Here is a 19,809-nt window from a genome sequence, read left to right on the forward strand (position 1 = left end):
GCTCAACATCGCTTCAGCGATAATAGCCGGGCTCCAGACCCTGATGTTCCGACCAAAAGCTGGTTTCTGCCTGGAATTCGGTTCGCCCGCTTAGTGGGGTACGCAAAACAAATTCCTGCCCAGTCTCTTCGCTCCATCCAGGCTACGACCGAAAGCACCGCGCCGCTCACGACAGCTTGCGCTTGCTCCGCAGCCTCAGGTGCTCATCGGCCTCCAGCTTGGTCATGCCGAGGAGATAATGCAGCACATCGAGCTTGTGGCGCTCGGCAAGCTTGCGCAACGCCCCGACCTGCTCGGCAATGAAGGCGACCGCCTCCTCGACGCCGCCCTCTCCCGGTTCCTCGGCACGCGAGCGTCCCTGCCCGCCCGAAGTCTCGCGCGCTCGTTTCCGTACTGGCTTAGTCACCAGACCCCACCCGAATCCATGCCCGCTGGAACTCTACGCCGACATCAATCGCAACTCAAAGGTGGTATTTTGCAACTTTCTCGATATGAAACTTTTCCCATTCCGGCGCCTTTCAACACCCCTCGATTTGACAGCGAGGGCCTCACCACCCATGTTCGGGGCGAAACGGCCGACCCGAATCCCTTCGAATTCGGCCTAATATTTCCCCATAAGTTACTGGAACTACATGAATATCGTTATTGTGGAGTCGCCGGCGAAAGCCAAGACGATCAACAAATATTTGGGCTCGTCCTACGAGGTTCTGGCCTCGTTCGGCCATGTCCGCGACTTGCCCGCAAAGAACGGATCTGTTGATCCCGACGCTAATTTCAAGATGATCTGGGAGATCGACCCCAAGGCGGCCGGCCGGCTGAACGATATCGCCAAGTCCCTGAAGGGCGCCGACCGCCTGATTCTGGCAACCGACCCCGATCGCGAGGGCGAGGCCATCTCCTGGCACGTGCTGGAGGTGCTGAAAGAGAAGCGCGCGCTGAAGGACCACAAGATCGAGCGCGTGGTGTTCAACGCCATCACCAAGCAGGCCGTCACGGACGCGATGAAGCATCCGCGCCAGATCGACGGCGCGCTGGTCGACGCCTATATGGCGCGCCGCGCGCTGGACTATCTGGTCGGCTTCACCCTCTCCCCCGTGCTGTGGCGCAAGCTGCCGGGCGCCCGCTCGGCCGGCCGCGTGCAGTCGGTGGCGCTGCGGCTGGTCTGCGACCGCGAGCTGGAGATCGAGAAGTTCGTCGCGCGCGAATATTGGTCGCTGATCGCAACCCTGCTCACCCCGCGCGGCGACGCCTTCGAGGCCCGTCTGGTCGGCGCCGACGGAAAGAAGATCCAGCGTCTCGACATCGGCACCGGCGCGGAAGCCGAAGCATTCAAGAAGGCGCTGGAAGCTGCCGCCTACGCGGTGACCGCGGTCGATGCCAAGCCCGCCCGGCGCAATCCGCAAGCCCCCTTCACCACCTCGACCCTGCAGCAGGAAGCCAGCCGCAAATACGGCTTTGCGCCGGCGCACACGATGCGCATCGCGCAGCGTCTCTATGAAGGCATCGACATCGGCGGCGAGACCACCGGACTCATTACTTATATGCGTACCGACGGCGTGCAGATCGATCCGTCCGCCATCACCCAGGCGCGCAAGGTGATCGGCGAGGATTACGGCAACGCCTATGTGCCGGACGCGCCGCGCCAGTACCAGGCCAAGGCCAAGAACGCCCAGGAAGCGCACGAGGCGATCCGCCCGACCGATCTGTCCCGCCGTCCCGACAGCATGAGCCGCAAGCTCGATGCCGATCAGGCCAGACTCTATGAACTGATCTGGAAGCGCACCATCGCCAGCCAGATGGAATCGGCCGAGCTCGAGCGCACCACGGTCGACATCACGGCGAGGGCCGGCGGCCGCACGCTGGAGCTGCGCGCCACCGGCCAGGTCGTCAAGTTCGACGGTTTTCTGGCGCTCTACCAGGAAGGCCGCGACGACGAGGAGGACGAGGATTCCCGCCGCCTGCCCGCGATGAGCGGAGGCGACGCGCTGAAGCGGCAGTCGCTCGCCGTCACCCAGCACTTCACCGAGCCGCCGCCGCGTTTCTCGGAAGCCTCGCTGGTCAAGCGCATGGAAGAGCTCGGCATCGGCCGGCCCTCGACCTATGCCTCGATCCTCCAGGTCCTGAAAGACCGCGGCTACGTCAAGCTGGAGAAGAAGCGCCTGCACGGCGAGGACAAGGGCCGCGTCGTGGTCGCGTTCCTCGAAAGCTTCTTCAGCCGCTACGTCGAATACGATTTCACCGCCAATCTGGAAGAGCAGCTCGACCGCATCTCCAACAACGAGATCTCCTGGCAGCAGGTGCTGAAGGATTTCTGGATCGGCTTCATCGGCGCCGTCGACGAGATCAAGGATCTGCGCGTCGCGCAGGTGCTGGACGTGCTCGACGACCTGCTCGGACAGCACATCTATCCACCCCGCACCGATGGCGGCGACATCCGGCAGTGCCCGAGCTGCGGCAACGGCCGCCTCAACCTGAAGGCCGGCAAGTTCGGCGCCTTCGTCGGTTGCTCGAACTATCCGGAATGCCGCTACACCCGCCAGCTCGCCGCCGATGGCGAGGCCAGCGCCGACCGTTCGCTCGGCCAGGACCCCGGCACCGGCTTCGACGTCTGGGTCAAGGCGGGCCGGTTCGGCCCCTACATCCAGCTCGGCGAGCAGAAGGATTATGCCGAAGGCGAGAAGCCGAAGCGCGCCGGCATCCCGAAGGGCACCTCGCCCGGCGATGTCGACCTTGAGCTCGCGCTCAAGCTGCTGTCGCTGCCGCGCGAGATCGGCAAGCATCCGGAAACCGGTGAGCCGATCACGGCCGGCCTCGGCCGCTTCGGCCCGTTCGTGAAGCATGAGAAGACCTACGCCAGCCTGGAGGCCGGCGATGAGGTCTTCGACGTCGGTCTCAATCGCGCGGTGACGCTGATTGCCGAGAAGGTTGCCAAGGGCCCGAGCCGCCGCTTCGGCGCCGACCCGGGCAAGGCCATCGGCGATCACCCGGCGCTCGGCACCGTCACCGTGAAGGGCGGCCGCTACGGCCCCTACGTCACCGCGGGCGGCGTCAACGCAACGATCCCGAGCGACATCGAGAAGGACGCAATCACGCTGCCGCAGGCGATCGCACTGATCGACGAGCGCGCGGCCAAGGGCGGCGGCAAGACCAAGAGCACCAGGACGGCGAAGAAGGCAGCGAAGCCGGCCAAAGCCAAGAAGGCTGCCGAGGGCGATGACGCCGCGCCAAAACCGAAGAAACCAGCCGCGAAGAAAGCCGCGGCCAAGTCGAAAACTGAATCAACCAGCAAGGCGCGCGCCGCCGTGCCGTCGACGGCAAAGACTTCCGCAGTCAAGACGTCGCCGACCAAAGCGTCCGCAGCCAAAGCTCCGGCCAAGAAGAGTGCCGGCACGAAATAGAGGTTAAGTGAAACGCAACAATGACCATGGCTTTCCCGACCGGGATGCCATCGTCGCCTTCATCAAGGCAAACCACGGAAACGTCGGCACCCGCGAGATCGCGCGCGAGTTCGGCCTGAAAAACGCCGATCGCGCCGAGCTCAGGCGCATGCTGCGCGAGCTCGCCGATGACGGCGTCGTCAAGAAGAAGCGCCACAAGATTTCAGAGCCCGACAGCCTGCCGCCGACGCTGCTCGCCGACATCACCGGGCGCGATGCGGACGGCGAGCTGATCGCCTCCCCGGCCGAATGGGACGAGGTCGAAAGCGGCGAGCCGCCCAAGATCATCATCGAGATGCCGCGCCGGCCCAAGCCCGGCACCGCGGCCGGCATCGGCGACCGCGCGCTGCTGCGCGTCGAGCGCTCGGAGGAGACCGAAGGTCCGGCCTATCGCGGCCGCATCATCAAGGTCATCGACAAGGCCAAGAGCCGCATCCTCGGCGTGTTCCGCGAGCTGCCCGAAGGCGGCGGCCGGCTCGTCCCCGTCGACAAGAAGTTCGCCGACCGCGAGCTGAACATCGCCAAGGCCGACGCGCAGGGCGCGCAGGACGGCGATCTCGTCAGCATCGATATCGTCCGCTCGCGCGGCTTTGGCCTCGCCTCGGGCCGGGTGAAAGAGAAGCTCGGCTCGGTCAAGTCGGAGAAGGCGATCAGCCTGATCGCGATCTACGCCCACGACATCCCGCTGCAATTCTCGCCCGCAGCCGAACGCGAGGCGGAAGCGGCGGAGCCGGCCAATCTGAAGGGGCGCGAGGACTGGCGCGACGTTCCGCTCGTCACCATCGATCCGCCCGATGCCAAGGATCATGACGACGCGGTTCACGCACAGCCAGATCCCGATCCGAACAACAAGGGCGGCTTCATCGTCGACGTCGCCATCGCCGATGTCAGCTTCTACGTCCGGCCGGGCACGACGCTCGACCGCGATGCGCTCGATCGCGGCAACTCGGTCTATTTCCCCGACCGCGTCGTGCCGATGCTCCCCGAACGCATCTCCAACAATCTCTGCTCGCTGGTGCCCGGCGAGCCGCGCGGCGCACTCGCAGTGCGGATGGTGATCGGCCCCGACGGGCGCAAGCGCTCGCACAGCTTCCACCGCATCCTGATGCGCTCGGCGGCCAAGCTGAACTACGTGCAGGCGCAGGCCGCAATCGACGGCCGGCCGGACGACACCACGGGGCCCCTGCTCGACCCGATCCTGAGGCCGCTCTATGCCGCCTATGCCTGCGTCAAGCGCGCCCGCGACGAACGCGATCCGCTCAATCTCGACCTGCCCGAACGCAAGATCCTGCTGAAGAGCGACGGCACGGTCGATCGCGTCATCGTTCCGGAGCGGCTGGACGCGCACAAGCTGATCGAGGAGTTCATGATCCTCGCCAACGTCGCCGCAGCCGAAATGCTGGAAAAGAAGTCGCTGCCGCTGATCTACCGCGTGCACGACGAGCCGACGCTGGAGAAGGTCCACGCGCTCGCGGAGTTTTTGCAGACGCTGGATGTGCCGTTTGCCAAGGGCGGCGCGCTGCGGCCCGCTCTGTTCAACCGCGTGCTGGCCCAGCTCGAAGGCCACGACCATTTCCCGCTGGTGAGCGAGGTCGTGCTGCGCGCGCAGGCGCAGGCGGAATATTCCGCCGAGAATTACGGTCATTTCGGCCTGAACCTGCGCCGCTACGCGCATTTCACCTCGCCGATCCGCCGCTATGCCGACCTCGTCGTTCACCGCGCCCTCGTTCGCGCGCTCGGCCTCGGCGAAGGCGCGCTGCCCGACAGCGAGACGCCGGAAACCCTCAGTGAGGTCGCAGCCCACATCTCGGTAACCGAGCGGCGCGCCATGAAGGCCGAGCGCGAAACCGTCGACCGGCTGATCGCGCATCATCTCGCCGACCGTATCGGCGCCAGCTTCCAGGGCCGCGTCTCCGGCGTCACGCGCGCCGGCCTGTTCGTCAAGCTGAGCGAGACCGGCGCCGACGGCCTGATCCCGATCCGGTCCCTCGGCACGGAATATTTCAACTATGACGAGGGCCGCCACGCGCTGGTCGGCACGCGCAGCGGCACCATGCACCGGCTGGGTGACGTGGTCGACGTCCGTCTGATAGAAGCAGCGCCGGTCGCGGGCGCGCTGCGCTTCGAGCTGCTGTCATCGTCGGGCGAGACCGCGCCGCGCGACCGCAGGCAATCCGGTCCGCAGCGCCGCCCCTCGTTCAAGGCGCATCCCGGACGTAGCCCGAACAAGCGCAAGCCGGAGAAGAAATCCGGCAAGGCGAAGAAGGGCAAGAGCAAGGGCGCAAAGGGCAAGGCCTGGTAGAAAGCGTGGTAGCGATGAACACGGTCCCGAAGATCTGGACGCGCGAGACTGGTCTTGTCGAGAAGCGCGACCTCTGGGCTGCGATGAAGCACGGGTTTTTCGGCCGCTGCCCGCGCTGCGGCCAGGGTAAGCTATTCCGCGCTTTCCTGAAGACGGCCGACCATTGCTCGGTCTGCAGCCTCGACTTCACGCCGCATCGCGCCGACGATTTGCCGGCCTATCTCGTGATCGTCATCGTCGGCCACATCGTGGTGCCGAGCATCCTCTGGATCGAGACCAATTACACGACGCCGGTCTGGCTCAGCTTTGCGGCCTATTTGCCGTTCACCTTCGTCGCCTCGCTCGCACTGCTGCAGCCGGTCAAGGGCGCTGTGGTCGGATTGCAATGGGCTCTGCGCATGCACGGCTTTGACGACAATCCTGCGGATGGTATTCCGCCAGTGTGAGCAGAAAAGCAAAAGCGGTTTGGGTGAGGACATGACGGATATCGCGCAGGCGGAGAAGGCAAAGGTCCATGAGGTGAAGGAAGCCGATCATCATCCCTATTTCCGCCCCAAGGATGCCGCGACGCTGATCCTGGTCGATCGCAGCGGTGCCATTCCAAAAGTGCTGGTCGGCAAGCGCCACGACAAGGTGGTGTTCATGCCCGGTAAATTCGTCTTCCCCGGCGGCCGCGTCGACAAGGCCGACTACCGCGTGCCCTGTGCCGCACCGATCACCGCCGAGCTCGAAGCCAATCTCGCCAAGGGCAGCCCGAAGACGCCGGCCGCGCGCGCAAAATCGCTCGCCTTTGCCGCGATCCGCGAGGCCTGCGAGGAGACCGGGCTTTGCCTCGGACGCAGGATCGAGGGAAAGGTACCGAAGCTCGACGGCGCCTGGAAGCCGTTCGCCGATGCGGGCCTGTTGCCCGACCCATCCGGCCTGTTCCTGATCGCGCGCGCCATCACCCCACCCGGCCGCGTCAAGCGCTTCGACACCCGCTTCTTCACGGCGGATGCCTCCGCGATCGCGCACCGCGTCTACGGTGTGATCCATGCGGATGCGGAGCTGGTCGAACTGGTCTGGGTCGAGCTCGGCTCGAAGCCGCTCGCCGATCTGCATCCGATGACACGCAACGTGCTCAACGAGCTCGACACCCGCCTTGCCACCGGCCCGCTCCGCCACGACGCGCCCGTGCCGTTCTTCCATTTCTACGGCGGCAAGATGCAGAAGGATATTTTGAGCTGATCCGGCTCTCGCCGTCGTTCCCGGGGTGATCGCATACGGGCTGATCTTGTTGTGGCCGATCCTTCGAGACGCCCGCTTGGGGCGGGCCCTCAGGATGAGGATGGAGTCCGCGGTAGCCGTTTCAACGGGCGCCGATGCCGCTTAGCCTCATCCTGAGGAGACCGCGGAGCGGTCGTCTCGAAGGACGGGGCGGGCGCTCGGGCCGGCCCAAAAGCCATATGCGATAGCCCTGCCGTCATTCCGGGGCGCGCGTAGCGCGAGGCCGGAATGACGCGATTGTGCTGAGGGCGCATCGAAAAACAAAATAATCTTCCCGCCTCCCCCGATGGCGGAGTTTCCGGCCGTTCCTATGTCCTCTTGAACGACACCCAGAACGGACACCGGGCGATGGCACAACGGCAACTCAAGCTTGGCGCGTTCATGCGCCCGATCAGCATCCACACCGGCGCCTGGCGCTATCCCGGGGCCTGGCCCGATGCCAATTTCAACTTCGGCCACATCAAGCAGCTGATCCAGAAGCTCGAGGCGGGCAAGTTCGACGCCTTTTTCATGGCCGATCACCTCGCCGTCTTGAACATGCCGGTCAATGCGCTCAAGCGCAGCCACACGGTGACGTCGTTCGAGCCGTTCACGCTGCTGTCGGCGCTTTCGGCCGTCACCGAGCGGATCGGCCTGATCGCGACCGGCTCGACCACGTTCGACGAGCCCTATCACGTCGCACGCCGCTTCGCCTCGCTCGACCATCTCAGCGGCGGGCGCGCGGGCTGGAATATCGTCACCACGTCGAATCCGGACGCCGCGCTGAATTTCGGCCTCGACGATCACATGGAGCATGCCGAGCGCTACAAGCGCGCCCGCGAGTTCTACGACGTCGTTACCGGCCTGTGGGATTCCTTTGCCGATGACGCCTTCGTGCGCGATGTCGAAAGCGGTCTTTTCTTCGAGCCGTCAAAAATGCACGTGCTCGACCACCAGGGCAAATATCTGAAGGTCCGCGGCCCGCTCAACATCGCCCGCCCCGTCCAGGGCTGGCCGGTGATCGTGCAGGCCGGCGCCTCCGAGGATGGCAGGCAGCTCGCGGCCGAAACCGCGGAGGCCGTGTTCACCGGCGGCGGCAGCCTCGCAGACGGCCAAAAGCTTTATGCCGACATCAAGGGCCGCATGGAGAAGGTCGGCCGCGATCCCGAGCACCTCAAGATCCTGCCCGGCGCCTTCGTCGTGGTCGGCGACAGCGTCGACGAGGCCAGGGAGAAGCGCGCGCTGCTCGACAGCCGCGTACACTACGACAGCGCCATCGCCTCGCTGTCCGTCATTCTCGGCACGGATGCCTCCGGCTTCGATCCGGACGGACCGCTCCCCGAAATCCCGGAGACCAACGCCAGCAAGAGCGGCCGCCAACGCATGGTCGATCTCGCCGCCCGCGACAAGCTCACCGTGCGCCAGCTCGCCCAGCGCGTCGGTGGTTACGGCGGGCTTGCCTTCGTCGGCACCGCCAAAACCATCGCCGACCAGATGGAGGAATGGCTGGTCGGGCGCGGCTCCGACGGCTTCAACATCATGTTCCCGTTCGTCCCTGCGGGCCTCGACGATTTCGTCGAGAAGGTGGTCCCGGAGCTGCAGCGACGCGGGATCTTCCGCCAGGAGTATGAAGGGGCCACTCTGCGCGAGAATCTGGGCCTGCCGCGGCCGAAAAACCGCTTCTTCGAGGCCTGATCGGGCCGATTTGAGCGGTTCTCCGGCCCAAAAATCTTGACATCAGGCGGTTTCTGGCTAGGTTGCCGGCCAACGCGGGCCGTTTGGCCGGCTCCAGATTCCCCTATTTCTCGAGGTTCAGAACATGGCCAAAGCGGTCACCATCAAGGTCAAGCTCGTGTCCTCGGCCGACACCGGCTTCTACTACGTCGCCAAGAAGAATTCGCGCACCATGACCGACAAGCTGGTCAAGAAGAAGTACGATCCCGTGGCGCGCAAGCACGTCGAATTCCGCGAAGCCAAGATCAAGTAAGATCGCGGAACGCTACGCACTTTGACGGGGCCCTCGCGGCCCCGTTTTTATTTGCGGCCGATGGTCGTAGCCTCCACGTCCATGATCGCAGTCTTGGACGAGGGACATGTCGGTGGCTACTCGGTTGCTTATGGCCGCGACGATACTTATTTCCCGGTCTACGTCACGGCGGCGCTGGCCGCGATCTTCTGCACTGCTGCGCTTCTCACCGGCGCGCTTTATTGGCTTGCGCTCGCGGCGCTCGCGGCCGGGTTTACCTATTACAACATTCCGCTGCTCGAGACCGGCCGGCCCACGATCGGCGCAAACCAGTACGGCATCTTCATTCAGGCCTTCGGCCTGATCCGGTGGCGCGCCATCGAGCGCATCGATCTCGTCGAGATCGCCGAGCGCGCCATGACGGTGCATGAACTCCAGATCGTGCTGAACGCGCCGCTTACCAGCGCCCTGGTGGCCGACTGGCGCCGGCAGCCGTCCTGGCGCTGGCTGATGCGCCTGCCCTGGCGGATGAGCCACACCAACATGGTACGAATCAATGTCGAGCCATTCGATCAGCCGCCGGACATGATCCATCGCACGTTCCTGCGGATGTGGCGCTACTACCGCAGCTAAAGCATGATCCGGAAAAGTGCGTAGCGGTTTTCCGAAAAGATCATGCTCAAACAACAACCTCAAGCGCGACGACAATTCATCCCAATCTCATCGCGCTTGAGGCGGCAGGCCCCGCCTGCGTCACGTCCTCAGCACCAGGTGTGCATAGGCCTCCGCCCTCATGCCGTAGGTCCATGCGACCGCTTCGCGCGGCGTGTGCAGATTGGCCGGCACTTGGAGGAAGAAATGCCTGCGCGTGCCGTCCGGCTCGGGCGTGGCGTTGACGACCTCCACGGCCGCCCAGGCGTCCGCGGCGAGCCAATTGCGGCGCCACAGGATTCCGGTCTCGTCCTCGCCGACACGGGTGGCGCCGCCCAGCGCGACGTAGCGCTCCGGCGTCATGATCTCGATCATGCAGCGGCGGACCTGGACGTCCGTCTGCTCGTCGATCGCGGCGAGCGTGATCCGGTCCGGGCGCTCGATGATACAGCGGGACACCTCCACCCCGCGCCAGGCCCAGATGGACCAGCCGTCGGGATAACACAGCGCCGGACCGCTTGCGTGATGCAGCCGGTCGCGCGCATCACCGCACAGAAGGTTCGGTCGCTCTGCGAGCCAGCAGGTGTGCTCGTGCGGCAGCAGCCAGCCCACACTCGTCGCGAGCTGCATCAGGCCGCGCAGCGGCTCCGTCTCGCTGCGAAGACCGAGCACCTCGCGGAGATAGTCGTAAGCTCCGAGCCACGGCAAATCCTGCGGACCGGCCGCGCAGGACGAGAAGCTCCGCGGGGCAACGAACGCCTGTAGCGCGCCTGAGAACGACAGGCCGGTTCGGCGCAGCTGGCCCAGCACGGACAGATTCTGCTCTGGCACGCTGCGTATCACCGCTTCGGCCGCCGCGGCGATCAGCAGGTCAGCAGGATTGACTGCGCTGTCGACCGCGGCAAGCACCTTGCGGTGAACCCGCGCCTCGATTCGAGAAGCTATGCGCCGGCGCAGGCGATCGACGAGACGAAAGCGCACATTGCGGCCGTCGTCGCGCGACATCCGGCCGGCAAGCCTGGCCAGCGCAAGCGGGCTGTCGCACCAGACGATGCGAGCCGGCAGCTCCAGTCCTGCGGCCTGATAGGCAAGACGCACGCCCTGCTCCGCGGTGTCGCGATCGGCAGGCGCAGTCGAGCGTCGTACGGCTCTCCACCGCGCACGGACATCGCCAAACGCCGCCGTCTGCTCCGCGGACAGCGCCCGCTCAGTCGGCAAGAACGCGCGCATCCCGTGGCCCGAGCTCGCGCTGGCGACGCACCCGATAGGTCCCTCGCGGCAGCGTCAGCGGCGCATGCTCCTGATGCGTCACCCGCGCATAGGCTGAGGCGATCAGAAGATGCCCGACATAGAGCCCGGCCGGAATGTCGCGCGCCAGATCGTCGTCGCGAAACATTGTCACCCGCTCGCGGATCGCGTGACAATGTCCGGTGGCCTCGCCCTCCAGCAGGACCAGAGGCACACCTTCGGCGGTTTCGGCGAGCGTTCCCGATGGCGCCACATCGGGTACCCGCTCGATCAGCAGGTCACCTTGCGCAAAAATCTCGGTCATTTTGCCTTCTCCCGTTCGGCACCTCCGCGGGGCAAGCGCGGATGGCCGGATGGTTCAACATTGCTGTCGGCGACCTAGTGCACGACCTCGCCATGCAGTGCGAGGTCGAGACCGTCGCGTTCCATATCCTCCGACACCCGCAAGCCGACGAACAGCTTGACCACGTACAGGATGATCAGGCTGACGACGGCGTCGTACACAAAGACCGTGGCGACGCCGATACACTGGTTGATGAACTGGCCCGGGTTTCCTTCCAGAGCCCCCGCGGTGCCGCCATATTGCTCGACGGCAAATATGCCCGTGAGCAGCGCGCCGACGATGCCGCCGACAGCGTGGACGCCGAAGCAATCGAGCGCGTCGTCATAGCTGAACATGCTCTTGAGCCCGGTGCATCCCCAGTAGCAGAAGACACCGGCCGCGATGCCGATCACAAAGGCGCCGATCGGGCCAACGAAACCGGACGCGGGCGTGATGGCGACGAGGCCAGCCACCGCGCCCGAGCAGATGCCGACAACCGTCGGCTTGCCCTTGAGCGACCACTCGACCAGCATCCAGGTGAAGCCGGCGACTGCCGTTGCGATCTGCGTCACCAGCATCGCCATGCCGGCCTGCATGCCTGCCGTCACCGCGGAGCCCGCGTTGAAGCCGAACCAGCCGACCCAGAGCAGCGAGGCGCCGATGAAGGTCAGCACCATGTTGTGGGCCGGTCCGGCCTCCTTGCGCTTGCCCAGCATGATGGCGCACATCAGCCCCGCCACGCCGGCATTGATATGCACGACGGTCCCGCCGGCGAAGTCGAGCACCTTGACCCAGGCAGCGTCGTTGCCGGAGGCGAAGATGCCGTCCGGGCCCCACACCCAATGCGCGATTGGCGCATAGACCAAGATCGCCCACAGGCCGATGAACCAGAGCATCGCGGAGAATTTCATCCGTTCGGCGAAGGCCCCTGCGATCAGCGCCGGCGTGATGATTGCAAACGTCATCTGGAAGCAGATGTAGACGCTTTCGGGAATCGTCGCCGCGAGCGGATTGGGGTTGCCGATCCCGCCCTTGCCGATGTCGCTGAGGATGTCCTTCAGGAACATGCGGTCCAGCCCGCCGATGAACGGCGTGCCGGCGCGGAAGGCCAGGCTGTAAGTCACGATCGCGAACAGGATGGTGACGAGGCAGGTCACCGCAAAGCTGGTCATCACGGTGTCGCCCACGTTCTTCTTGCGCACCATGCCGCCATAGAACAGTCCAAGCCCCGGGACCGTCATCATCAGCACCAGCGCAACGGAGGTGAGCATCCAGGCGGTGTCGCCGGGATTGGGCGTGCACTTCTCCAGGATCTTGCCGCCGCAGGCTGGCGGGCCCGCATCCTCCGCGAGCGCCACGTCGCCGAGGGCGAGGTAGAGAAGTGCAATTCCCAGCAACGCGACCACCAATGTCACGAGCCTTTGGCGCGTGGATGTTCTTGATTCCATCATCGTCCTCCCAAGTCGCAAGAGATGTCTTCTGGGCATTGTTTGAGTGGAACCGCAGGGATGATCATTCGCGCCGGCGTGAAGGCGCCAGCGTGATTAGCTCGGATTTTCGGGACACAATGACCGCGGCTCGGCGCGATGAGGTCGTCGAGCGTCGATCGCTGGAGATTGGCATCGACCAGCCTCATGGCTTGTCGGCCTTTCCCTTGTCGCCAGATCGGAAAGCGTCAGAGACGGTTCCAATTCCTGGTCAAAGTACAAGCAAGATTCGCACCGTCGACACGATTCATTCAAGTTACTGAATGCGCTTCGATTCCAGTTTGCTGCTTTGCGGCAATTGCGCCCCGCGCTGCTTCACCCAGCAGCGCACCGCCCAACGAATAAGCAGTGGGTGACGATGCCTATGCAGTTCGCATCAATGGCGGCGCGCTCGGCCGGATCAGTGCAAACGCGATTTGCATGATGCCCGCGGCGAGCCCCACGGCCACGCCGATCCGCCAGGCCACGTTGTAGGAGCCGAGCGAATCGTAGATCACCCCTCCTCCGTAAGCGCCCAGGAAGCTGCCGACCTGGTGGCTCATGAAGGCGAGGCCCTGGATCATCGCCTGCCAGCGCAGGCCGAACATTTCGGCCACCGCGCCCGCAACCAGCGGCCCCACGCCCATCCACAGGAAGCCCATGATGGCGCCGAACAGCAGCGTCGAGGCAGGCGTCGCCGGCAGCATGAAGTACCAGGCCAGTGCGAGCGAGCGCAGGATGTAGATGCCGCCGAGCAGCGCCAGCTTGTTCCAGCGCTGGCCGGCCCAACTGAACAACAGCGAGCCGAGCACGTTGAAGCCGCCGATCATGCCGAGCGTCTGCGCGCTCAGGAGCACAACACGATGCGGAGACATGGGTCCCGGCTCAGCAGCGTACCGGTGAAGAAACGCTGCGCAACATTCGGGGCACGAGAGCTGAGCCAGGCATGCCTAGAGTTGTCGCTTCCGCTCTGCGCGCAGAAGACGACGCCGGAGCCGAATGGCTCCATGTGAGCCTGGGCCATGATCGGAAGTCGCCGCTCTGCTCATATCACCTCGTCGCCACGGGCGAAATCCCTTGGCGTGGATGGTCATTCGGGCAGCCCGGCTCGTCGCAATCCTTCTACGTATCGCGCGAGGTCATCGGCACGCCGATAAGGGCCCACCGCGTCCTTGAGATTGGAAACACGTAGCGCGGGATTGAGTTGCCGCAGCCGAGCCACTGCCTTGTGCGCTTGCTCCAGCCGTCCGGCCATTGCATTGCTTGCGGCGGCGATGCGTAATCCAAGCTGAAGGTCCGAATTGTCCTGCAATGCCATTGCCGCCCACGACGCCGCCTCGTCATAGCGGCCCAGGAAGAAATGTGCATGCGCGGTCCCCGCTCGCATTGCTCTCACCCGCGGATCAAGTGGGCTCAGGCGCATGGCACGTGCGAAGCGCTCGATCGCCGGTTCCGGCTCGCCGAGCAAGTTTTTTGCCCAGCCGCCGTAAGACCATGCCTCGGCCGAATTGGAATTGAGCACAAGCGCGCGATCGATTAAGGCGGGGCCTACCTCGAGATCGCGAACAACGTAAGCTAACGCCCACCCGCCGGCAGCGAGCGCGAACGCGTCGTCCTTACCCAATTCAATCGCACATTTGGCGAGCCTCGTCACTTCGGCAATCTCGTTCGCTGTGTCCGAAGTCCAGCCATTGGCTTTGGCCCAGACGTAGCACATGGCAGCATGGGCGTAGGCCGACGCAAAATCCGGGTCGAGTTCGTTCGCATTGTTGAACAGGCGCAATGCCTCGTCGTTCACTTGCCGGTTACCGAACTGATAAAACTTGGCCAAGCCGCGCAAGTAGAGGGCATGGGCGTCGAGACTCTCGGTCGGCTTGCGCCTGGCACGCTCGATCTCGGCCTTTTCCACCGCCGGTGCGATCGCCCCCACTACGCTTTCAGTCACCCGGTCCTGCAGATCGAAGATGTCGCCGAGACCACTATCAAACCGTTCTGCCCAAAGATGTGCCCCGCCGGCGGTATCGACGAGCTGCCCCGTGATGCGTACTCGATTTGCCGCTTTGCGAACGCTCCCTTCCAACACGTAGCGCACCCCAAGTTCAAGCCCGACCACCTTTACGTCGACAGTACGCCCCTTGTATGTAAAGCTCGAGTTGCGGGCGATGACGAACAGCGCTTTGAAACGAGACAGCGCCGTGATGATGTCCTCAGCCATTCCATCAGCAAAGTAGTCCTGCTCCGGATCGGAGCTCAAATTAGTGAACGGGAGAATAGCAATCGAAGGCTTATCGGGCAGCGAGAGGGCTGGTCTCGGCGATTCTATCGGGTTATTGGCGGTTGCAGCGCCCGCGGGTCCGTCAGCCTCCCGCACCAGTCCGACGAAACGGAAGCCCTTGCGCGGCAAGGTTTTGATGAGGCGCTGTTCCTCGCCGGAATCACCGATCGCGCTCCGCGCGGCATTCAGGCGGGTCGTCAGTGCCGCGTCGGACACGCTGCGCCCATTCCAAATGACGTTGATGAGGTCGTCCTTGCTGACCACGCGCTCCCTGTTGCGGATCAGGTAGTCGAGCAGGTCGAATACCTGTGGCGCGACGGGCACGACGTCCGCCCCGCGATGCAGTTCGCGCCGGTCGGTGTCGAGTGCGTATTTCTCGAAGAGATAGCGCAAGCTGCCATTCCTTCTGGGGGTCACCTCGGAAGCCCCCGAGCACGAAGAATAAGCTGCCGGTAAGGGAAATGTAAGCCGCCAGTTAAGCGCGCTGGCGCGTCATGCGGCAACTTCTCCTGGTGAAACAGTCCAGACAGGACACACCATGATGCGCACCATCCACGGGACCAGCGAGCTGGGACCGGCAACCGCAAGGCGGCAGGTCTACAGTCCTCTCGAAACCTATTGGAATGCATTTCAGGAATGGCGCAAACGCCAGAGATTACGAGCCACCTTGTGCGAATTTAGTGACAGAGAACTAATGGATATCGGTACCACGCGCGGCGAGATCGACTACGTCGCCTCAAGCCGCTTTCTCGATGTGCGAGGCCTCCGATCCACCCAATTCCGCTTCGGGGTCAGAAGCAGCAAGTAGACCCCAGGCCGAATTGGCGTCGGCTTGTCCACTGAGAGCCGATACGACACGAGTTCAAGCGGACTTCAGTTAAGGGGCCACAAGCGGTCATCCGATAGAAAGGCTCATCAGCGTGGCAGATCAAACTCGAAAATCCGACCGTAGTTTGTAACCGGTATTCGTGTGCCGGATTTGCGCAGAGCACACCAGAAGGCGGCCTGATTGGCGGTCAGAACCGGTCTACCAAGATTATGCTCTAGCGCCTTTATGACTGCGATAGCTCGAAAGCCGTTGCCGCCGATAAAAACGCCTTCAGCATTCGCAGGCACATGAGAACGCACCCAATCATAGAGCTGTTCTGGTTGAATGGCCTGTTGATTCGACGGCAAACCCGCAGGTCCACTGGAAACGACATCGAATCCGCCCTGCTGGAAGTAGTCGACACCCTGCCGATCCATTTCAGTCGAGAACCATGGCGGGCTTATTAGTGCGATCCGTCTCGCAGCGAGTGCTGTTAGAGCGATACGAGCCGCCGCACAGGGGATGACGACGGGTATGCCTCGCGTGCGAGCCTCCAAACGGGATTGGAGTGCCGCATCATCGGCTACGCCCCGCACAAAACTACTGCTAGTGAAAGCAAAGATAATCGCGTGTAACGGGGCCATCGCTAGCATTTCGGCGGCATCATCCACGGCAGGAGGATCGGCAATGGCGCGCACGGGGTCGGTGGCAATGGTCGGGTCCATCACTCCACCCGGCCTGTAGCCGCCGAACGGAATGCGCGCGGCGTGGATCGAAATTCCCTCAGGAGCCAGTGCACCAAACTCCGCTTCTGGAACTATGTCAGCATGCGGGGTAAGAATGCCGATCCTGGTTTGAGCCCACCCGTCCGGTTGCCACATATCCACCCCTATTGATCGGCGAACTGTATATGAGATCGGGTTACTCGTCGACATACTACGCCCTCTTCGGGTCCAAGAGCGGCGGTCGAGGCAAGTGCAGCTGGTCGTCCGGTCTACCGGCGACAGCTGACATCACGGCGGCTGAGGCGCTCTTCGGCATAGGGCCAAGGTAGCAGCCGGTGCACATTCGACCCGAGCGCCGTCGCGCTCACAGGTCCTCGACTCATCCCTTGATGACCTTCGAACCCATTGCCCCACCGGTCTGACGAACTCTGCGGTTGGGCTTTACGGTTGAGGCGCGGGAATTGGAAGAATGCTCGTTATCTTCCAACCATCACCCGTCTTGACAAGCACTTGATTCATCAGAAACCGTGCAGGTTGCGCAGTCTGCCCAGCCGGTGAAATCATAAAAGTTATCGGCACATAAAGTTGGGCTGCCCCCGGTTGCAGTTCGATTACCTTCAGCTCGTCCATCTTCGGGTCGAGTGACCAAGTGCCTTGGTACAGGGCCTCAAAACGCTTGATTGCTGAGTCATGACCCCAGATAGGGGCGCCACGCGTGATCCACAAAAACTCTGCTGAGTCTTGCAATAACGCGCCAACCTCTTTCAGGTCGTGAGCGTTTTGCGCCCCAACAAATCTTACGAAAACAGCCTTCACTTCCTCTTCACTGCCAGCGCGCACGACACCCGCCGTAGCTAGCAGCAAGAATAAAACGAGGAAAGCAAAGCGGCTTTGTGCGCGGAAGGTCATGGTCGTCCTCCCCTAATGCGCTCGTAGTTGGCTGTTGCAAAAATTAGCCCAACGACGATCCAATGACCACATGGATTTCAGACGAAACGACCGATTTGGCGGAACTCCCGCTCTGGGTCATGTGCCGCTGTTGACGACAAGCCGAGCGACTTCCGCTCAGGCTCCGAAAGCCGGCGCCTATGACCACACCTCCCGCCTACGCCGTCCTCAACACCGGCGGCTGCGACGGCCGGATCAGCGCGAAGGCAACCTGGATGATGCCGCCGGCCAGCCCGAGTGCGACGCCGATGCGCCAGGCCATGGTGTAGGAGCCGAGCGAGTCGTAGATCACCCCGCCTCCGTAGGCACCGAGGAAGCTGCCGACCTGGTGGCTCATGAAGGCGAGGCCCTGGATCATGGCCTGCCAGCGCAGGCCGAACATTTCGGCGACGGCGCCCGCAACCAGAGGCCCCACGCCCATCCACAGGAAGCCCATGATCGCGCCGAACAGCAGCGTCGAGGCAGGCGTGGCCGGCAACATGAAGTACCAGGCCAGTGCGAGCGAACGGACGATGTAGATCGCGCCTAACAGGGCGAGTTTATTCCAGCGCTGGCCGGCCCAACCGAAGAACAGCGAGCCGAGCACGTTGAAGCCGCCGATCATGCCGAGCGTCTGCGCGCTCAGCATCGGGTCGAGACCGCAGATGGCAAGGTAGGACGGCAGATGCGTGGTGAGGAACACGAGCTGCATGCCGCAGACGAGATAGGCGCAGGTCATCACCACGAAGGATGCGTTGCCGAACGCCGTGCGCGCCGCGATCATCGCCGTGGCATCGACGATATCGTCGGCCGCGGGCTTCGGCAGCGGGATCCTGTCGACGCGTCCGGCGTACCAGGCGGCGGGGATCATCAGCACCGACATCACCACGAAGCCGGCGAGCCCGATGCGCCAGCCAAAGCCCTCATTGAGCAACTGCCCGAGCGGCGCCGACAGCAGCGCGCCGAGCGAGCCGGCGCCGGAGACGATGCCGAGCACGGTGGAGCGCACCGTCTCCGGCACCGCGCGCGCCGCCACCGACATCGCGATCGCGGCCGCGGTGCAGGCCAGCGAGGTGCCGATCAGCACGCCGGCGCCGATCATGATGGCGACGAGCCCGTTCGCGGTCGCCATCAGCACGAGGCCCACGATGTACATCAGCGATCCGACGATCATGATGGGACGGAAGCCGTAGCGCACCGTCATCGCGCCGGCGAGCGGCTGGAGAAAGCCCCAGGCGAGGTTCTGCACGGCCAGCGCCAGCGTGAAATCCGATACCGAGATGTGGATGTCATGCGTCAGCGGTTGCAGGAAGATGCCGAGCGACTGCCGCAGCCCCATGCTCAGCGTGAGCATGATGGAGGCACCGATCAGGATGGGCAATGTGGGACGCAGGACCTGCAACAGGGGCATTGTTCTTATTCTCCCTAGGCGGCGCGGCACGGGTGCCGTCGTCTGCGAATCCCGTTGATTTTATTTACACAGACCTGTGTACATAGGCTATGGTTAGCAGGCGCTGTCAAGCCAAGAGAACGTCAAGAGGACTTATCGCGTCGCATGGCTCCCCCGCCCTCCCCACGGACGATGAAGGAGCGGATCCTCGAGACCGCCGACAAGCTGTTCTATCTGCAAGGCATTCGCGCCATCGGCGTCGATACCATCGCGGCCGAGATCGGCATCTCCAAGCGCACGCTCTACAACCATTTCCCGTCCAAGGACGCGCTGATCGCGGCCTATCTGGAGCGCCGCTTCGTAGCTCCGCGCACCTCCGACAAGCCGCCGGCCGAGCAGATCCTCGCCACCTTCGATTCGCTGGAACGGCGGTTTGCCGCCAAGGATTTTCGCGGCTGCCCGTTCGTGAATGCAGTCGCCGAACTGGGCCCAGCGGACCGCTCCGTGAAGAAGATCGCGATCGCCTTCAAGGAGAGCCGCCGCATCTGGTTTCGCGACCGCCTGAACGAGCTCGGCGTCGCGGACGCGGAGGCGCTAGCAACGCAGCTCGTGCTGCTGGTCGACGGCTCCATCGCCCAGGACCTCGTGCGCGATGATCCGGCGATGGCCCGTGCAGCAAAGGAAGCGGCGAAGGTGCTGCTGCGGAGTGCGGGAGTGGATGTGGGGGATGCGGTGAAGCCGGCGGTGAAGCGAGGCAAGCGCGCGCCGCATTAGTTGTCGTCCCGGCGAAGGCCGGGACCCATACCCACGAAAAGCAGTTTGGCGAAGACTCGTGGTTACCTGCTCGCACCACAACCCCGTCCTGGGGTTATGGGTCCCGGCCTTCGCCGGGACGACAGTTGAGGATGTAGCGACAGCATTCGTCCCACTGCCCGACCATAGCAAAATGCCCCTGTTTTGCCCGACGAGTCAAACGGCGTTGCCGCCTGCGTATGCCTACCGTAAGCCGTTGATCCGGCTAGCCTCGGCTACTGTGCATGGGGTTGT

General features: G+C 63.8%; 17 protein-coding genes and 1 pseudogene. 9 read left to right on the forward strand and 9 right to left on the reverse strand.

What is annotated here, in order from left to right:
• Positions 1–166: 166 nt before the first annotated feature.
• Complete coding sequence (locus GWG65_RS38940) at positions 167–406, reverse strand: hypothetical protein (protein ID WP_275200709.1); 240 nt, start codon at positions 404–406, stop codon at positions 167–169.
• A gap of 226 nt (positions 407–632) precedes the next feature.
• Between GWG65_RS38940 and topA the strand changes: the two genes are divergently transcribed.
• The 7 genes from topA to GWG65_RS38975 all read left to right on the forward strand — a co-directional run bounded on the left by topA (position 633) and on the right by GWG65_RS38975 (position 9,583).
• Positions 633–3,398 (forward strand): type I DNA topoisomerase, encoded by a 2,766-nt coding sequence (gene topA, locus GWG65_RS38945; protein WP_275200710.1) that lies wholly within the window; start codon positions 633–635, stop codon positions 3,396–3,398.
• A gap of 7 nt (positions 3,399–3,405) precedes the next feature.
• On the forward strand, positions 3,406–5,739 hold the full coding sequence (gene rnr, locus GWG65_RS38950; RefSeq protein ID WP_275200711.1) for a ribonuclease R: 2,334 nt from the start codon (positions 3,406–3,408) through the stop codon (positions 5,737–5,739).
• Positions 5,740–5,744: 5 nt separating this feature from the next.
• Positions 5,745–6,185, forward strand: a complete 441-nt coding sequence (locus GWG65_RS38955) for a DUF983 domain-containing protein (RefSeq protein WP_275200712.1) — start codon at positions 5,745–5,747, stop codon at positions 6,183–6,185.
• Positions 6,186–6,216: 31 nt separating this feature from the next.
• A complete protein-coding gene (locus GWG65_RS38960) occupies positions 6,217–6,966 on the forward strand; it encodes an NUDIX hydrolase (RefSeq protein WP_275200713.1) in 750 nt (249 codons plus the stop codon).
• 387 nt (positions 6,967–7,353) lie between these two features.
• Positions 7,354–8,679, forward strand: a complete 1,326-nt coding sequence (locus GWG65_RS38965; RefSeq protein ID WP_275200714.1) for an LLM class flavin-dependent oxidoreductase — start codon at positions 7,354–7,356, stop codon at positions 8,677–8,679.
• Between the two features lie 124 nt (positions 8,680–8,803).
• Positions 8,804–8,971, forward strand: coding sequence for a 50S ribosomal protein L33 (rpmG, locus tag GWG65_RS38970; RefSeq protein WP_007603295.1), 168 nt, complete (start codon positions 8,804–8,806; stop codon positions 8,969–8,971).
• Between the two features lie 81 nt (positions 8,972–9,052).
• Positions 9,053–9,583 carry a hypothetical protein gene (locus GWG65_RS38975; RefSeq protein ID WP_275200715.1) on the forward strand — a complete coding sequence of 177 codons (531 nt, stop codon included), beginning with the start codon at positions 9,053–9,055 and terminating at the stop codon, positions 9,581–9,583.
• A gap of 120 nt (positions 9,584–9,703) precedes the next feature.
• Here GWG65_RS38975 and GWG65_RS38980 read toward each other — a convergent pair whose 3' ends face one another.
• The 5 genes and pseudogenes from GWG65_RS38980 to GWG65_RS39000 form a co-directional block, all read right to left on the reverse strand.
• Complete coding sequence (locus GWG65_RS38980; protein ID WP_275200716.1) at positions 9,704–10,699, reverse strand: DUF6745 domain-containing protein; 996 nt, start codon at positions 10,697–10,699, stop codon at positions 9,704–9,706.
• Positions 10,700–10,808: 109 nt separating this feature from the next.
• Complete coding sequence (locus tag GWG65_RS38985; protein WP_275200717.1) at positions 10,809–11,153, reverse strand: hypothetical protein; 345 nt, start codon at positions 11,151–11,153, stop codon at positions 10,809–10,811.
• A gap of 74 nt (positions 11,154–11,227) precedes the next feature.
• The gene (locus GWG65_RS38990; RefSeq protein ID WP_275200718.1) at positions 11,228–12,622 is read right to left on the reverse strand and encodes an ammonium transporter; all 1,395 of its coding nucleotides are present in this window, start codon (positions 12,620–12,622) and stop codon (positions 11,228–11,230) included.
• Between the two features lie 398 nt (positions 12,623–13,020).
• Positions 13,021–13,491: pseudogene (locus GWG65_RS38995) on the reverse strand (MFS transporter); the annotation flags it as partial.
• A gap of 236 nt (positions 13,492–13,727) precedes the next feature.
• The gene (locus GWG65_RS39000) at positions 13,728–15,305 is read right to left on the reverse strand and encodes a winged helix-turn-helix domain-containing tetratricopeptide repeat protein (protein WP_275200719.1); all 1,578 of its coding nucleotides are present in this window, start codon (positions 15,303–15,305) and stop codon (positions 13,728–13,730) included.
• Between the two features lie 145 nt (positions 15,306–15,450).
• On the opposite strand from GWG65_RS39000, the gene GWG65_RS39005 reads away from it, so the two are divergent.
• Positions 15,451–15,720 carry a DUF1127 domain-containing protein gene (locus GWG65_RS39005; protein WP_275200720.1) on the forward strand — a complete coding sequence of 90 codons (270 nt, stop codon included), beginning with the start codon at positions 15,451–15,453 and terminating at the stop codon, positions 15,718–15,720.
• A gap of 107 nt (positions 15,721–15,827) precedes the next feature.
• Here the strand turns inward: GWG65_RS39005 and GWG65_RS39010 are convergent, their stop codons facing one another.
• The 3 genes from GWG65_RS39010 to GWG65_RS39020 all read right to left on the reverse strand — a co-directional run bounded on the left by GWG65_RS39010 (position 15,828) and on the right by GWG65_RS39020 (position 18,783).
• Positions 15,828–16,601 carry a hypothetical protein gene (locus tag GWG65_RS39010; protein ID WP_275200721.1) on the reverse strand — a complete coding sequence of 258 codons (774 nt, stop codon included), beginning with the start codon at positions 16,599–16,601 and terminating at the stop codon, positions 15,828–15,830.
• Between the two features lie 285 nt (positions 16,602–16,886).
• On the reverse strand, positions 16,887–17,354 hold the full coding sequence (locus tag GWG65_RS39015) for a nuclear transport factor 2 family protein (RefSeq protein WP_275200722.1): 468 nt from the start codon (positions 17,352–17,354) through the stop codon (positions 16,887–16,889).
• Between the two features lie 196 nt (positions 17,355–17,550).
• Positions 17,551–18,783, reverse strand: a complete 1,233-nt coding sequence (locus GWG65_RS39020) for an MFS transporter (RefSeq protein WP_275200723.1) — start codon at positions 18,781–18,783, stop codon at positions 17,551–17,553.
• A gap of 144 nt (positions 18,784–18,927) precedes the next feature.
• On the opposite strand from GWG65_RS39020, the gene GWG65_RS39025 reads away from it, so the two are divergent.
• A complete protein-coding gene (locus GWG65_RS39025; RefSeq protein ID WP_275200724.1) occupies positions 18,928–19,536 on the forward strand; it encodes a TetR/AcrR family transcriptional regulator in 609 nt (202 codons plus the stop codon).
• Positions 19,537–19,809 lie beyond the last annotated feature (273 nt).

Origin of the sequence: Bradyrhizobium sp. CSA207, assembly GCF_029051685.1 — a bacterium.
Classification (GTDB): Bacteria; Pseudomonadota; Alphaproteobacteria; order Rhizobiales; family Xanthobacteraceae; genus Bradyrhizobium.

Excerpts from the sequence above, each read along its gene's own strand:
- topA (WP_275200710.1), top strand. The coding sequence starts at position 633 with ATGAATATCGTTATTGTGGAGTCGCCGGCGAAAGCCAAGACGATCAAC.
- GWG65_RS38960 (WP_275200713.1), top strand. The coding sequence starts at position 6,217 with ATGACGGATATCGCGCAGGCGGAGAAGGCAAAGGTCCATGAGGTGAAG.
- GWG65_RS38965 (WP_275200714.1), top strand. The coding sequence starts at position 7,354 with ATGGCACAACGGCAACTCAAGCTTGGCGCGTTCATGCGCCCGATCAGC.
- rpmG (WP_007603295.1), top strand. The coding sequence starts at position 8,804 with ATGGCCAAAGCGGTCACCATCAAGGTCAAGCTCGTGTCCTCGGCCGAC.
- GWG65_RS38975 (WP_275200715.1), top strand. The coding sequence starts at position 9,053 with ATGATCGCAGTCTTGGACGAGGGACATGTCGGTGGCTACTCGGTTGCT.
- GWG65_RS38985 (WP_275200717.1), bottom strand. The coding sequence starts at position 11,153 with ATGACCGAGATTTTTGCGCAAGGTGACCTGCTGATCGAGCGGGTACCC.
- GWG65_RS38990 (WP_275200718.1), bottom strand. The coding sequence starts at position 12,622 with ATGATGGAATCAAGAACATCCACGCGCCAAAGGCTCGTGACATTGGTG.
- GWG65_RS39005 (WP_275200720.1), top strand. The coding sequence starts at position 15,451 with ATGATGCGCACCATCCACGGGACCAGCGAGCTGGGACCGGCAACCGCA.
- GWG65_RS39010 (WP_275200721.1), bottom strand. The coding sequence starts at position 16,601 with ATGTGGCAACCGGACGGGTGGGCTCAAACCAGGATCGGCATTCTTACC.
- GWG65_RS39015 (WP_275200722.1), bottom strand. The coding sequence starts at position 17,354 with ATGACCTTCCGCGCACAAAGCCGCTTTGCTTTCCTCGTTTTATTCTTG.
- GWG65_RS39020 (WP_275200723.1), bottom strand. The coding sequence starts at position 18,783 with ATGCCCCTGTTGCAGGTCCTGCGTCCCACATTGCCCATCCTGATCGGT.
- GWG65_RS39025 (WP_275200724.1), top strand. The coding sequence starts at position 18,928 with ATGGCTCCCCCGCCCTCCCCACGGACGATGAAGGAGCGGATCCTCGAG.